Annotated in this window: 9 protein-coding genes and 1 riboswitch; of the genes, 5 read left to right on the top strand and 4 right to left on the bottom strand. The window is 34.2% G+C overall.

Annotation, left to right across the window (positions count from 1 at the left end; translation table 11 throughout):
• Positions 1–14: 14 nt before the first annotated feature.
• From K292_RS0114245 to K292_RS0114230, 4 genes are all read right to left on the bottom strand, one after another.
• Positions 15–1,295, bottom strand: a complete 1,281-nt coding sequence (locus K292_RS0114245) for an Ig-like domain-containing protein (protein WP_027400399.1) — start codon at positions 1,293–1,295, stop codon at positions 15–17.
• Positions 1,296–1,379: 84 nt separating this feature from the next.
• Positions 1,380–1,497: riboswitch (molybdenum cofactor riboswitch) on the bottom strand.
• Positions 1,498–1,582: 85 nt separating this feature from the next.
• Positions 1,583–2,407 (bottom strand): Ig-like domain-containing protein, encoded by an 825-nt coding sequence (locus tag K292_RS0114240; RefSeq protein WP_027400398.1) that lies wholly within the window; start codon positions 2,405–2,407, stop codon positions 1,583–1,585.
• A gap of 162 nt (positions 2,408–2,569) precedes the next feature.
• Positions 2,570–9,238 (bottom strand): RCC1 domain-containing protein, encoded by a 6,669-nt coding sequence (locus tag K292_RS18085; protein WP_027400397.1) that lies wholly within the window; start codon positions 9,236–9,238, stop codon positions 2,570–2,572.
• A 157-nt stretch (positions 9,239–9,395) separates the two neighbouring features.
• Entirely contained in the window at positions 9,396–9,920 is a 525-nt protein-coding gene (locus K292_RS0114230) for a MarR family transcriptional regulator (RefSeq protein ID WP_027400396.1), read from the bottom strand.
• Positions 9,921–10,222: 302 nt separating this feature from the next.
• Between K292_RS0114230 and K292_RS17360 the strand changes: the two genes are divergently transcribed.
• Genes K292_RS17360 through K292_RS0114205 form a run of 5 tightly spaced genes read left to right on the top strand, consistent with a single transcriptional unit; the run spans position 10,223 to position 16,116 of the window.
• A complete protein-coding gene (locus K292_RS17360) occupies positions 10,223–11,674 on the top strand; it encodes an NAD(P)/FAD-dependent oxidoreductase (RefSeq protein WP_037373346.1) in 1,452 nt (483 codons plus the stop codon).
• On the top strand, positions 11,671–13,149 hold the full coding sequence (locus K292_RS17355) for an FAD-dependent oxidoreductase (RefSeq protein ID WP_051280803.1): 1,479 nt from the start codon (positions 11,671–11,673) through the stop codon (positions 13,147–13,149). The genes K292_RS17360 and K292_RS17355 overlap by 4 nt, the downstream gene beginning before the upstream one ends.
• Positions 13,146–14,159 (top strand): FecCD family ABC transporter permease, encoded by a 1,014-nt coding sequence (locus K292_RS0114215; protein WP_027400395.1) that lies wholly within the window; start codon positions 13,146–13,148, stop codon positions 14,157–14,159. Before K292_RS17355 ends, K292_RS0114215 begins: the two co-directional genes overlap by 4 nt.
• Entirely contained in the window at positions 14,159–14,965 is an 807-nt protein-coding gene (locus tag K292_RS0114210; RefSeq protein WP_027400394.1) for an ABC transporter ATP-binding protein, read from the top strand. The genes K292_RS0114215 and K292_RS0114210 overlap by 1 nt, the downstream gene beginning before the upstream one ends.
• Before the next feature lie 35 nt (positions 14,966–15,000).
• Positions 15,001–16,116: an ABC transporter substrate-binding protein gene (locus K292_RS0114205; protein WP_027400393.1), complete on the top strand. Its 1,116-nt coding sequence runs from the start codon at positions 15,001–15,003 to the stop codon at positions 16,114–16,116.
• Positions 16,117–16,162 lie beyond the last annotated feature (46 nt).

Here is a 16,162-nt window from a genome sequence, read left to right as displayed (position 1 = left end):
CCTTTTCTCTATTTTTAAATTATTTCTTTATGCAATGGAGTATAAAGTATTTCACCATTTTTATTCATAATATAAACATCTGCAAAGATATTACCTTTTTCTAAATTAACTAAATCTCCATTTACTAGATTCTTAGTGATATCTTCTATATTAATTTGTATTTCTTTATTATTATTAGCTTCAACAGATAATTCACTTTCACATTTTGCGACTACAGTTCCGCCTTCTTCAAGGTTTGCTCCTCTATCTCTTCTTACTACACAAACAATCTTTGCATTTTGAGCTTCTGCTCCTGCATTATGTAGGTTAAGTGAAATGGAAGCTCCTGATGTCTCTTGTTTTTGGGCTTCGACTGTTATATTATCAAAGCTTGTTGTTTTAAAAGTAATAGATGATGAAGTTAGTTTAATACCACTTTCACTGCATGTAATTGTGTTATCCAAAATTACAAGTTCATACTTAGTTCCATATTCTAATGACTCAGCTGGATCAACAGTAAGAATTTTATTGCCATCACTTAATGTAAGAATAGCTGGAACGGTAGTTCCCTCAATTTTTTTCAGTTCAACAGCTGTATTATTTGTAATGTTCTTATTTTCTTTTATACTTTTACTAAATCCTATGTTAAAGCTGTCATCTACCAATATATTTTTTGCATCTTTAATTGGATAAAGATTTATAGCTGCAAAAGTTACTTCAGGTGTCACTTCAGGTTCAACATATTCATCTTCTGAAGTTGTAAATTGATAAATTACATCTTCTCCCAAAGTAAGCGGAGGTACCGCTTTGATATCATTCTTCATATTGGCATCTAACTTAAATTTATAAGTAGTATTTGGATTTAACAAAGTAGGATCCACTGTAAAGGTTACTTTTGTCTTGGTTCCTTTATCATTAACATCCGGTTCTGAATATGTGATCCCTTTAACATCACCTGTTTCATTAGCTGTTGCAATAATTGCATCTCCACTAAGTACACTAACCGCTTCATCTACCCTAATAGCATTTTTCTTTACCTCAGTATTAAACTCAATCTGAAATTCTGCATTATTTAAATTAATTGATGACAAACTCGATTCACCAGGATTTATTAAAATCGCAGAAAAAGTAGTTGCCGCGACCTCTTCACTTCCTGATCCTGTAAGGTCACCACTCCCTGTTCCCAAATCTTGAGTATCTTCAGCATTGGCTACTGGAAGATTACCTTCAAAAAATAATCCAAAAGCTCCAGTCATTCCAAAGATCAAAGCTAGGCAGAGAATAAAACTTAATAACTTCCTCTTGTCCTTTTTCATTTTTTACCTCCTAAATACACTACATTAATTTTTAAGCAAAAATAAAAGACAAACATAAAAAATCCTTTGTAAAACAAAGGAAAGATTTATATTTGTCATCTTCCTTTCCAAATGGGAGGCGTATAAATTTCTTTATAAACCCAACGGTTAAACTTCATAGCCTATCGCCTTAGAAATGTTTAACTCGGAAAACTTATTATTTAATTATGAAGATTATACTTTATTAAAATAAAAAAAGCAAGAAATCCTTGCTTTTTCGTTATAATTTACATTTTCTTATTTTTTGTTTATTTTTTTATTGCTTTTTTATTTAATTTTCTTTTTAATATAACATATGCAATAAGTACAGCCAAAACAATTATAATAATACCAGAAAATAATTTTATCTTATTTATTTCCGTAGAATTTTTCAGTTCTTGCTTCACACCATTATCTATACCTGCCTGGGATAGCTTTAGTCCTGATTCTGTTTCTGTTAATCCCGCTTCAGTAATACTGGTAACATCTGTTTTTTCTACCTTATCTTTATTTATAATATTTGAAAAATCCGGTTGTTCTGGCTGATCTTTATTATTTGCATCCTTCTGATTTAGATTGTTAGAAGCTACTGCAATATTTGTACTTTGAACAGCTTCTTTCTTTCCTTCTGTTGTAAAGGAAAGAATAATCGGCTCTTTAAGGGATACTCCATTTTTCGCAGTAAAATTTTTACTAATTGTTAAAGTATATTTTGTTTCTGCTTCTAAGCCATCTGGTATAACAGTAATTAACCTCCTAATACTTGGATCAATTTGATCATCTCCCATAACTACAGTTATACCAATATTTTTGTCATTATTATCTACCAAAGTAAAGCAGCTTTTGTTATTTTCCGCTACACTTATATTGATTACATTCTTATTAAATTCTAAATTTATTTGGGTATCAATAGGTACATCAACCTGACCATCCGTAATATTGCTCGATGCAATACCTACAGGGATATCCCTACCTCCTCCGCTTCCATCACCATTGCCGCCTTCTGCAAATGAATAAAAAGATAGGCACAATAACATACATAGAACAATTGATAATTTTACAAGTATTTTGTTTAAATTTTTATTATTTCTCATGCTTACATTTCTTTCTTAATTTTATAAAAATAATTTTTAAGTGTATTTATAATTTTGAATTTATCAAAGGTTTAAATTCTTTTTTTTAAGCCTCAGCATTAAAAGACTAGAGGGGATCCCTATATCTCTTTTAACGCCGAGGATATTAAGTTATTTAATCTTTTACTTTGTTTTTGTCAAAATCCTATCAATTACTGCCGCAACTTGTCCTCTTGTAGCCTGACCTTTTGGTTGAAAATACTCTTTACTCACTCCATTAAAGACAGCACAATTATACGTAGATTTTACTGCCTCCTCTGCATAATTTGAAATTTTTTGGGAATCTTTAAAGGTTGGGAAGGCTCTTGTGTTATCAATCTTTATGTTTTTCTTTTGCATAGCCTTATAAAGCATAACCGCCATATCTTGACGTGTTATCTTTTCATTTGCTCCAAATTTTCCATTTCCCATCCCTAATGCAATTTCATTTTCAACTAACGCACTGACAGATTCACTATACCAAGAAGAATCTTTAACATCACTAAAGGATACTTTCTTTGTTGCCTTTAGTTCAAATGCATTAGTTAAAATCTTAGCAAATTCTGCTCTTGTAATTGAACTGTTTGGACGGAATGTATTATCATCATATCCATTTATAATTCCCTTTTGAACAAGTGATATAATATTTGCCTCTGCCCAGTAAGAAGAAATATCCGTGAATTTTATACTTTCTTTTGGTACTGACAAAACTGCAAACTTCGTAAAATGCTTAACATTCGCTGTTATTCTATTATCATTTACTGTACCTCCGATCACAATCCACTTTCCACCATTCTCATTATAGTATGCAAGTACCGCCATATATCCATCTGGTATTTTAGTATTGTCAAAGTTCAAAGTAATCTCAATATTGTCTTCAAAAGTATATGTTTTCTCATTGTCTATCATAAATTCATATACATTACTAATCAACGTATTTCCATTGGATAAAGCTCCTGGATTTTCAACCTTTTTAGCCGTCAAGATTACTTGTTTAGATCCTTTAATTGCTCCTTTTGGAATACATATCTCAAGTTCACCCAATTTGCTCAGTCTATTTTCCTCTAATGGGTTTATCTTATTTGTCTCTTTTACAGGAGTAGCTGAAGTTGCAGAGGTAGATGAGGATAAAGTAGAAAATGATATTGTATACTCCTTATTTCCATTACTCGAACCAAGCGTATTACCGTTTTTTGCTAATAAGTCGGGTGATATATGTATTGTATATTTTTCTTCATTTCTCAAATCACTTTTTGGTTCAATAAATATATATTTTCGTTCATCGAATGTATCCTGATCTTCATATAGTTTACTAACCTTAATTGACACATCCTTTCCATTTGAATCAGTCAATGTAATACAACGTTTATTTTTTTCCCATATATTTGACTCTGTAACATTTTTATCCGCTTCAATACGAATAAGAGGCTTTGTTGATACTTTTACACTAGTAACTGAATCTCCCCCCGTAGAAACATTTCCTGAAATAGTGGAGAGAGTCACACCAATAATATTAAGAGGCTTAGTCCCTTTATTAGGATCACTACTGCTTCCGCCACTATCTCCGCCATTGCTTCCGCCACTATCTCCGCCACTGTTTCCATCATCCGTTGTAGTCTGAGTATATGTTATAAAACTTGTAAAATGCTTTGTCCAGATAACCATATCATTTCCAACATTCATTTTACCTTCCTGGACTTTTTTGGCAAGCATTTCAGCCTCTATCTCTTCTTGAGTTGTGCCTGTTAATACAGTAGTAATCGAAGTAAAGCTGTCGCCTTTTTGGTAACCTGCATCTTTGCCAGCTTGACCTGGTATTATTATTTTTACCGCTTTATCAAAATTTAGTGTTAAATCACTATCACCCATTTCAATTACTGCAGTTACTTCTTTAATTTCCTTACCTGTGTCAGCCTTTACTTTCGCCTTATCTTTAGAAATAACCTTTGGTACATTAATCGTTCCATCCCATTCCGATGATGCTGTAATACTAACACCTTTAGGAATATTAACTATTATTGAAGCTTCTGCACTTATTGAGCTATTAGCAACATCAATTTTCAACGCTGGTAAAGCTTTTGTTTTAATCTTATTATCTACTGCAGATTCCATTATATTTGCTACATTGATAGCAGCATCACTTACGTTCTCCGGAACATTTATCGTAACAGAAGGTGTATTTTCCGTAACAGCTAAGTCTTTATTATTGTTATCAAATGATATTTCATTTTTATCTATTTTCACTGGCGCATTATTTATTACGTTTGCATCAATAATATCTGCCAATTTCATTCCATCTTCGGCTGTTAATATACTATCTTTACAATTAATCTTTAATACATCATTACTAAATGCAGGATTTAATAATTGTAACTGTATTTCAGTTGTATCTTTTTTTAATTCTATAGCTTTATACTGTATATCCTCACCATTAAGATTTAAGATAAAAGCCTCTTTATTCCCTGCAGGGTCAGACATGGCTTTAGAAAACTTTAACAGAATATTTCTTCCATTTCGTTCAACTGATGCACTAACCAAAATTGCAGGTCCTGGCGAAGTCATTATTGTGATTGATGGTCCATTATTGCTCCAGTTTCCTGAACCGTCTCCCGCCTCAACTTTAAAAGTATATTTCTTATCAGAGCTCAAACCTTCAACTTGATAACTTGTTACATCACCAGCTACTGTTTTTATCAGTTTTGAATCTTGATAAATTCTGTAAGCAGTAACTCCTATGTTATCTTTTGCTGCTGTCCATTCCAGCATTACACTGCTTTGAGTGATATTGCTGCTTTTCAAGCTGCTGCCTTCAGGCCAATTTGACTTGATGCTGTCTGTTGCCATTATCATGAGATTCTTTATAGGAGTTAAATTTACTTCGCTGTATCCACTTTCCCCGTTACCAATTTGTCCTGCATTGTTTCTACCCCAAGTCCAGCAAGTTCCATTATTTTTAACAGCTATGCTGTGATCCCATCCGGCAGCTATAGCAGCCACATTTGAGATCTCAATTTGTACCGGTACTTTTGAATCTAACTTACTATTATTTCCTACTTGACCATACGCATTATATCCCCATGCCCATACGGTCCCATCTTTTTTTAATGCTAAACTATGTCTTTCTCTTGCATCAATTGCTATAATATCGATTAATCCCGGCACATTACTCGGAGTTAAAACTTTAGTATCTGCACCTTCTCCTAGACCTAATTGTCCCTTACTGTTATCACCCCAAGCCCATACAGTTCCATCTTTTTTAAGAGCTAAATTATGATTTGCACCAACAGCAATAGCAGTAACATCATTTATTCCGGTCACTTGTTGAGGGCTTTTTTTAGAAGATGTGGAGCCATCTCCCAACTGACCATAAGTATTCTTTCCCCATGTCCATATGGTTCCATCTTTTTTAAGACATAAGGTATGACTGTCTCCTCCGTAAACTGATTTTGCATTAACAAAGCCTTCAATCTTAGTAGGAGTATCAATTTTATTTTCTGCATTATCTCCTAATCCAAGCTGTCCAGAAGATCCATTACCCCAGCTCCAAACACTGCCATCAGATTTTACCGCTAAACTATGATAATATCCGGCTCCTATAGATACAACATCTCGAAAATCTTGTAACTGATATGGCTGCTCTCTTTCTTCATCATTTTTATCACCTAATTGACGATAATTATTTCCACCCCAGACCCACACAGTTCCATCATTACGAAGGGCCAGACTGTGATATCTGCCGGCAGAAAGTGCGGTAAATCCGTTAATTCCTTTTAATTGTGCCGGTACCTTAGAATCAATTATTTTGTTACGTCCTAAGCGACAATTAGCACTATCTCCCCAACTCCAAACACTGCCATCACTTTTTACAGCTAGGCTGTATCCTTCACCTGCAGAAATTATTTTTGATTGAATACCATCCTTAGGCATAGTTGTAAATTCCCATGCATAAGTTTTACCAAGTCTATCACCATTATCTACCGATAAATCAGGGCCCATTTCAATTATATAGGAAGTAAATGGTTCTAATGATTTTTTAAACTCCAGTGTAACCTTATTTTCTGAATCAGAATAAACAAGCTCTTCAGGATGAATATCAATCTGTTCCCCGCTATGTTTTTTGCTTAATTTGATATAGGATATATAATTATCATTAAGTTTAGAAGGCAAGTTCCATTTTAAATTAACTGTATCAGGCTGTATATTATTGCAAATCAAATTAACTATTCTCTTATCACTGATGCTTATTGTGCTGCACGCAGGAGAAGAAAGAGAAAAATCAAATCCCGCCTGTTGTGTTGCGGAACCCCCAGCAATTAATGTGACTGTAGGTCCATCAGTACTATTGTTATCCGAAATATCACTTGCTTGAACTTTGAAATTATAAGTTTTTCCTTTTTCAAGATTTCTAATATCACAAGAATTTTTATCTCCAGATACAGTATCTATTAATAAATCATCCTGATAGACATAATATTCCTTTATTCCGCTGTCGTCACTTGCCCCTGACCATTGTAATGTTAATGAATCGGGTGCAAGATCCACCCCTTCCAAATTAGCATCAGTCCATACAGGAACAATTTTATCCGGATAATCACTTATCAAAGTTTTTGTAGGTACAAGACACATGTCAAATGTATTTCCACCAAATCCATTTCCAAGTTGTCCCACATCATTATGTCCCCAGCTCCAAAGGCTTCCATCCTTTTTCAGTGCTAGTGCATGATCATCTCCTAATGCGATGGCAATAACGCCACTAATCCCAGTCACATTAATGGGAACCTTACTTTTTGCAGAATAATCGCTAGTGCCGTCGCCAAGTTGTCCCCAACGATTATACCCCCAAGTTTTAACTGTCCCATCAGATATTAATGCAGCACCATTCCGTTTTCCTGCCGCAATGGATGTTACACTAGAAAGATTCCCCTGACCACTCTCACCAGCTACTTGCACTGGAACAAGGCTCTTTGAACCTACGGTATCATTTCCAAGCTGTCCATAATCATTTTTACCCCAAGAATAAACACTGCCATCTTTTTTCATAGCTAAACAAAAATCTTCGCCAGAGCTTATCATAACTACATCAGTTAAACCTTCAATTTTAGTGGGAGAGTTATGCGAAGTAGTAGTTCCATCTCCCAACTGACCATAATAATTATATCCCCAAGTCCAGACACTGCCGTCTTCTTTCAACGCTATACTATGGTAACACCCTCCTGCTAAAGCAATTACCCCATCCAGGCCTTCGATCTTAGTTGGCTCTAAAACTTTATCTTCTGCGTTACTTCCTAGACCTAATTGACCCTTATTATTATATCCCCATGCCCAGACGCTGCCGTCTTTTTTCAATGCCAGACTATGATAACGCCCTGCTGCGATTGCACTAAATCCGGAAGCTCCTTCAATGGCAACAGGCTTATTATGGGAATTTTTCGTTCCGTCACCTAACTGACCATTACTATTTCCTCCCCAGGTCCATACAGTTCCGTTATCTTTAAGAGCTAGAGTATGATATTGTCCTGTAGCTACTGATTGAAACGTTCCTGTTACTTCAATCTTTTGGGGTATTTTATTCATATCTTCATCGTTTCCATTACCTAATTGATCTTTGTCATTCGCCCCCCAACTCCATATGGTTCCATCTTTTTTTAGAAAGACTGTATAATACTCTCCCGCAGACATAACCTTCATCATGCTGGCATCAGGATCAACCGGACCACTTGCGGCTGCAGTAGACACTGTAATGCAAGGGCCATTTTGGGTACAATTGCCGTTTGCATCTTCAGCTTCAACTCTAAAATTATATGACGTATCAGCTTCGAGATCCGTTACTTTATAATTTAAAGTTGTCCCTTTTACAGTAGCTATAGCTTCAGTTTCATTATTACGGTAAATATGGTAAGCTGTAACCTCTATGTTGTCAATAGCCGAAGTCCAGCTCAAAATCAAACTGCTGCTACAAATTGAACTTGCAGTAAGTTTACTATCATCTGACCAATTTGGCACTGTATTATCTTTTTTATCAGTCTTTACTTCTGTGGTTAGCTCTTTATTACTATTTCCTGCTGCATCTACAGCTTCTACTGTAAAATTATATGTAGTATCAGCCTCAAGCCCTGTTATATGGCAAGTTAAAGTTTTCCCATTTACCGTGGCTATAGCTTCAGTTTCATCATTTCGGTAAACATGATAAGCTGTAACCCCTATATTATCAGTAGCTGCCGGCCACTCAAGGTCAACACTGCTTTCAGTACTGGCCGTTTTCAAAATGCTGCTGCCTTCTGCCCAAATTGGAGCAATCACATCCTTAGCTGACGTAGCTGCTGTGATAAATTCCCATGAATAATCTTTTCCTATTGTACTGCCATTATTAGCCGCAAATTTTTTATCCATTTTAATAACATATCTACAATTATCCTCTAGAATTGTGCTAAGTGAAAGCTCCAAACGTCTTACCTTGCCATCACCCTGACCTTCATTTATATACTTAAAATCATCTCTAGAGATACTAATCATTTCATTTGGTTCTTTTTTTGTCAAAGTTATTAATTCTAAGTTTTTTTCTAATTTTCTATCAAATCCATTACCAAAATTCCAGGCTAAATTAAGCTGCGAAGGATCAACTGCCGCTGAAAGTTCACTATATACTTGAGATTCATCTGAACTAATAATGGTTGCGGTTTGGTCAAGAGTTACCTCCATACCTCCTTCCGCAATGGATATAGTGCTGTTTATTCCACACATTGATATTATCATTAATAATATCAATAGTATTGATATACTCGTTTTCCATTTCGTTACTTTTCTTGAATACATTTATTTCTCCTTCTTTTCTGAATACTATTGCTGAATTTATTATGTTTTTGACTTTGTAATTAATACTGGTACAAATTCTATATAATACATTCTGTTTAATTTTTTCTCATTGTTATCTTTCCTCCTATATACAAATAAAAACAATAACTAAAATTTATTAACCTATTTTACCGTTGTCCTCCATATCCTCTAGTTCCTCATTTTCTTGCTTTTCTTTTTTTAATATGGTAACTCCAGCATATAAAGCTTTTTCTTCTTCTCTTATTCTCTCTAAATTATTACTCAGACGATCGCACAGTTCGCAAAAAATCTCTTTTTCTCTTTCTGTAAGGCAGTCACTAAAGTCTTGTTTAATCTGCTGTCGCTCTTTTTTCCTTTGCTCCAAAGCCTCTCGTCCCTCATCTGTAATATAGATACGGACAACTCTTGCATCACGACGGTCACGAATACGTTTAATATTTCCATCAATTTCAAGCTTGTCTAATTTTTGTGTTAAAGAAGATGGCCGAATATCAAGAAGTATCGCAAGTTCATTTGCACGAATACCATCATTTTGCTCAATAAGGCGTAAAGTCTTTCCTTGTGCCCTACCATGAGTATTTGGCATAGTCGGAGGAATTCTTCTTTTTATATTTCTTCCCAAACGCTGAAATGATTCCAAGACATCATTCTTTTTTCCCATCACTGAACCTTTCTTTTAACATAAATCAATTATTTAGTTAACTAATTAGGTATCTAATTAGTTTTATTATAGACATATTATTATAAATACGTCAAGAATATTTTAGTAGTATTTAGCTTATTTTAGTAAATTTATATATCTTCTTTTGTATTTATGTTTATTTTAGTTAGTTTATGTTTTGTTTAAAATATATTTTTTGATTTATATTATTTATTACCTTGATACCTTTATTCATTACTTGACACTTTAAATTCCACTATACTATAATCTCCTTATTAACTTAGGAAGATAAAGGTCTGATTATGGAAAATTATGATGTAATTATTATAGGTGCAGGTATCTTAGGAACTATGACTGCAAGGGAACTGAGCCGTTACAACTTAAAAGTTTTAGTCATAGAACGAGCTTATGATGTAGGTGAAGGTGCTACAAAAGCTAACAGCGGAGTCTTATATGCTGGTTTTCACCCTAGATCAAGAAGCCTAAAGGGTATTTCATGTGTACAGGGAAATGCTCTTTACTCTGATATTTGCAAAGATCTACAAGTTCCCATGTCTTATGTGGGTTCTCTTTTTGTTGCCTTTCATCAAGAAGGAATTGAAACTTTAAAAGAAAAAATGAAAAAAGGTATCAATAACGGTGCTGTGGGACTTGAAATAATAAGTGGAGAAAATGCTAGAAAAATGGAGCCTGCATTGAGCTCTAAAATATTACAGGCACTTTATGCCCCTACTACTGGAATCATTTCACCTTTCCAGCTCATTTTAGCCGTTGCTAAATCAGCAAATTTAAATGGCATAGAATTTCTTTTTCAAACAAATGTAATCGGATTAAAAAAGGAAAACAAATCATATATAGTACATACTGATACTGGGGAATTTTCAGCAGATTATATTGTAAATACTGCAGGTGAGCAAGCAGCTCCCATAGAAAGCTTAGTACGTCCTGCTGATTTAATTATAAAGCCAAGACGTGGGCAGTATTATGTTTTTGATAAACAGCCAAAAGGTTATAAAATAAATCATGTAATTTACCAAGCTCAAGAAAACAATGAAGGAGGAACATTAATTGCTCCAACAATTGATGGTAATTTATTAGTAGGTCCAACCTCAGAAAATGTAAGATCCTTTAATTGTAATGAAACTACTAAATCAGGTCTTTCTCACGTTGAAGCTGTTGCAAAAAAAGTTCTCCCAGATATTGATATGGGGCGTGTAATTACAAGTTTTGCAGGTGTCAGAGCTAATATTAAAAATGTGGCAAAAGAAGAAAAAGATTTTGTAGTTCGCATAAGTGCACCTCATTTTGTAAGTGCTTTGGGAATTAAAAACCCAGGCATGACAGCTGCTCCTTATTTAGCAGACAAAATGATTAACTTACTGAAACAAGAAGGTTTATCTTTAATCAAAAAAGATAATTTTGTTTCTAAGCTTCCGTCTAACAAACCATTTTTGGAAAGATCACAAAAGGAGCAAATAGAATTATTTAAACAAAATCCTGCCTATGGTAATATTGTATGCAGGTGTGAAAAAATTACAGAAGGTGATATTCTTCGTGTATTAAATGAGCCTCTGCCCCCTAAAAGTTTAAATGGACTGAAAAAGCGTTTACGTACAGGCATGGGACGTTGCCAAGGTGCATTTTGTACACCAAATATTATTGAAATTCTAAGCAGGGAATGGCATGTTTCCCCTGATAAAATATTAAAAAGTACAAAGGGCAGTCAATTTGTAAAAGGTCAGGTGAGAAAATGAATGTTAAAAAACATTATGATCTTGTAGTTATCGGTGCAGGTCCTGGAGGCATGGCAGCTGCCGTAAGTGCAAAACTCTGTGGAATTAAAAATATTCTAATTATAGAACGTCATAATTATTTAGGAGGCATTTTACCTCAATGTATACATGATGGATTTGGTCTTTATTTATATAAAAAATCCCTTACAGGACCTGAATACGCTGAAAAATGGGCAGATGATTTAAAAGCTTTAGATATTGACATTTATCTTACTACTACTGCATTAAAAATTTTTGAAATAAAAGAAGATACAGACTCAGTAAAGAAAAAATGGGGCATCTCTTATATCAATAACATTGATGGTATAAATCAAGTATCTGCAAAAGCTGTTATTATATCCACAGGCTGCCGAGAAAAAACATTAGCTCAATTACATATTCCGGGCAGCAGACCTTCAGGAATTTACACTGCTGGTTCAGCTCAATATATGATGAATATTCAAAATTATCTTCCCGGAAAATCGGCAGTTATTTTAGGTTCTGGTGATATTGGTTTGATTATGGCACGTCGTATGACATTAGAGGGTATTAATGTAAAACTGATTTTAGGGCAAAACTCTACCGGATTAGTACGTAATCATGTTCAATGTGTTGAGGATTTTAATATTCCTATGCAATATGGAAAGACCGTTGTCTCTGTTCACGGATATAAAAGATTAAAGGGTGTAACTATTGCTCCTATAAATGAAAATGGTGAGATAACCCTAAATGAAAAAGAATATGTACCTTGTGATACATTATTAATCGCTGCAGGACTAATTCCGGAATTGGAAATTTGTAAAGATTCAAGTCTAATTTCAGATTCCTCAGAAAAGCTTGATCTTGATGAGAATTTATGTATAGGAAAAGAAGGAATTTTTGCTTGCGGCAATTGCGTAAAAGTTCACGATTTAGCAGACAGTGTTTCCTTGGAAGGACAACGTGCGGGAATAGAAGCTTCTGAATGGATTCTTTCAGACTTTACAATTTCAAATGACTTAAGCAGACAACTTAAGATAGAAATAACAGAACCAAAGGGGATCAATCAATTAAATAAAAATCTGCAAGATAAAGAAAAGCAAATAACTTGTATTTTATGTCCTACAGGCTGTCAAATATCCATATGCAAGACTTCATCTTCGGGTGATTCCTATGAAATTACTGATTTTGGCTGTCATAAAGGAGAAGCTTTTGCATTAGAAGAATATACGAACCCTCAAAGAACTGTAACAACCAGCGTAAAACTTAATGGAGGAATTCGCCCTTTGTTACCTGTGCGTACGGACAAACCTATTTCAAAAAAATTAATTCCAGAGGTTATTGCAATTGCAAGAAAATTTTCTTGTGATGCCCCAATATCTCCAGGTAAAGTTTTAATTAAAAATATAGCAGGAAGTGATGCTGATCTAATATCCTCAGCCCATATATCAAAAGCTAAAACGGAGGAAAGATCATGATACTAAAAAAAGGGATTTTAAACATTGCCATATTATCAGTGCCTATTATATTTATATTAGGTACTCTTTTTGTAGGGCGTTACCATGTATCTTTTTCAGAAGTGATTTACTCCCTTCTTGCTCCATTAGATTTTGATGTGTCTAAAAATATTTCCAGGGAAACATTAACGGTTGTAACCCAGCTGCGTTTACCAAGAGCCATTGCAGGCGCTTTCATTGGTGCAGGCCTTGCTGCCAGCGGCTGTGCTTTTCAAGGAGTATTTCGTAATCCCCTTGTAAATTCCGGTTTACTTGGTGTAAGCTCAGGAGCTGGATTCGGTGCTGCTTTAGCTATTATTTTATTTGCAGCACAATGGACATCCTACGTACTAGCTTTTTCCTTTGGTATAATTGCTGTAGGAATGAGTTATTGGATTGCCAGAATTTATAAATCAGTTCCAACTGTAATGCTCATATTGGGAGGTACCATAGTGTCTTCACTTTTCAGTGCATTGCTTTCATTTCTTAAATATGTAGCCGATACAGAAAGTCAGCTTCCTACTATTGTTTATTGGCTTATGGGCAGTCTTTCATCTGTTGGTTACAGTGATTTTTGGGCATTGATACCAGTTGTATCAGGTCTTATTATATTGTTCATTATGAGCTGGAAAATTAATGTTTTATCCATGGGAGATAAGGAAGCCCAAACAATGGGTGTGGATGTAAAACGAAATAAATTATTAATTATTACAGGTGCAACATTGGCAACAGCAGGCTCTGTATGTATGTCAGGTATGATCGGCTGGGTAGGTTTAATTATACCCCATATGGGACGAATGATTGTAGGTAACGATAATAGACGCTTAATGCCGGTATCCATGTCTATGGGAGCAGCTTTCATGGTTCTGATTGACACAATCAGCCGCAGTATTACTGCCTCAGAAATACCATTAGGCATATTAACCTCTTTAATTGGTGCACCATTCTTTATTTATCTATTGAAAAAGACTAAAGGAGGCGGCTGGAAATAATGAATCTGATACATGTGAAAAATGCAAGTTTTGGATATGATGAAAATAATCTTTTTTCCAATGTTAATCTAAAACTGGGAAAAGGACAATTATGCTGTCTCATGGGCCCTAATGGCTGCGGAAAGAGTACTCTTTTAGACTGTATATTAGGAATACACAAACTACGTAATGGAGAAATAGAAATTGCAGATCAACTGCTTTCTGTCTACAAACCATCTCAATTGGCAAAACAATTGGCATATGTTCCTCAAATACATGACAGATCTTTTCCTTACCAGGTTATACAAATTGTTCTAATGGGACGAAGTGCGCATATGACTCATTTTCAAACGCCCAGTGATAAAGACGAACAAATAGCTTTAAATGCTTTAACCTCTGTTGGCATTGCCCATTTGGCAGACCGCCCTTATACTCAAATCAGCGGCGGAGAAATGCAGCTTGTTATGCTTGCAAGAGCTTTAGTCCAACAAACACCTATTATCATTATGGATGAGCCTACTGCTCATTTAGATTATAAAAATGAATTGCTTTTTATGGAAACTGTTGTTAAATTAATTAAAGATCACGGCGTATCGGTATTAATGGCAACTCATTCTCCTAATCAAGCATTTTATTTTGAAAATCAAGCTATTAATGTGAAAATTGCTATAATGAGCAAGGGTGGAATTTATAAATCAGGATTGCCTAATGAGATACTTACAGAAGAATCTATTCGCAGAATTTATCAAATTGACTCAAAAATCATATCTTCATATGATGGCGATTATGGTAATTTACGTCAAATTATCCCTTTAAAAACATTATAATTAAAGTATTTATTAAATACAGAACGGAGATTTCTATGAAATTATATAAGTTATCACAAGTACGCAATTATTTTATTATAATTCTTATTATTTCTTTACTTATAAGCTGTACAGGTTGTAACCTTAATGAAACGAATAAAGAATCTAATTTATCCGGAAAAACAATAACTGATTGTATAGGAAGAGAAGTAGTAATTCCTGAAAAAATCAATAGAGTAGCGGCTCTAGATTCTTTTGCAGGAGAAGCAATGGTAATTTTAGGTGCTGGCGAAAAAATGGTAGCTACGCCAAATGGTGTACAAAGGGACAAATTATTAGTAAAAATATATCCTGAGCTTACAACTATTTCTGTACCCATGTCTGGAGGAACAATTAGTGCAGAATCAATTTTATCTCTTGACCCCGATGTAATCTTATTGAAAAATGCACTTTATCTAGATGAAGGAGAAATAAATAAATTAAACAAGCTAAAAATCCCATATTTAGTTGTAAATTATACAACTATGGAAGAACAAATATTTGCATTAGATATGATCGGTAAAATTATTGGCGGTGAATCAGAAAAAAAAGCCGTTGATATCAATAAGTATTATGAAGATATAATTAAATTAACTGCTGAGCGTGCAAAATTAATTCCACAGAAAGAAAAGCTTAGAGTTTATCATTCTATCAATGAAGCAGTTCGTACAGATGGTGAAGATTCTTTAGGCGCTGACTGGACAAGAAATGTTGGATTTATAAATGTATCAGTAGGTGAAAATTTAAAATCAGAAGATGAAAATTACTATTGCGGTATGGAGCAAATCTTTAATTGGGATCCCGATGTTATTATTTGTAATGATGCATTAACTATGAAGTATCTTTTATCTGATTCAAAATGGACTGGTCTACGTGCTGTTTATGAAAATAAAGTCTATAATATTCCTGTGGGTGCCACTCGTTGGGGTCAGCAAGGTAGTTTAGAAACATTTTTAGCAATGCTTTGGGCTGGCACAACACTATACCCTGAATATTATAAGGATATTAACCTTCATGATGAAGTATTTTCTTTCTATAAAAACTATTTAAATCTTACTTTAGATGAAGAAACCTATAACATGATTCTTTTAGGAGAAGGGATACGAACAAGTGGACAAAATGCAGGAAAATAATTTAAGTAATTTAAATTAAAATTAAAAATAACTTGGTAATTAATAA

Origin of the sequence: Anaerovorax odorimutans DSM 5092 (genome assembly GCF_000426305.1) — a bacterium.
In the GTDB taxonomy this organism is placed as follows: domain Bacteria; phylum Bacillota; class Clostridia; order Peptostreptococcales; family Anaerovoracaceae; genus Anaerovorax; species Anaerovorax odorimutans.
The sequence above is the reverse complement of the archived record's forward strand: the minus strand, read 5'-3'. Positions and strand labels throughout refer to the sequence as shown.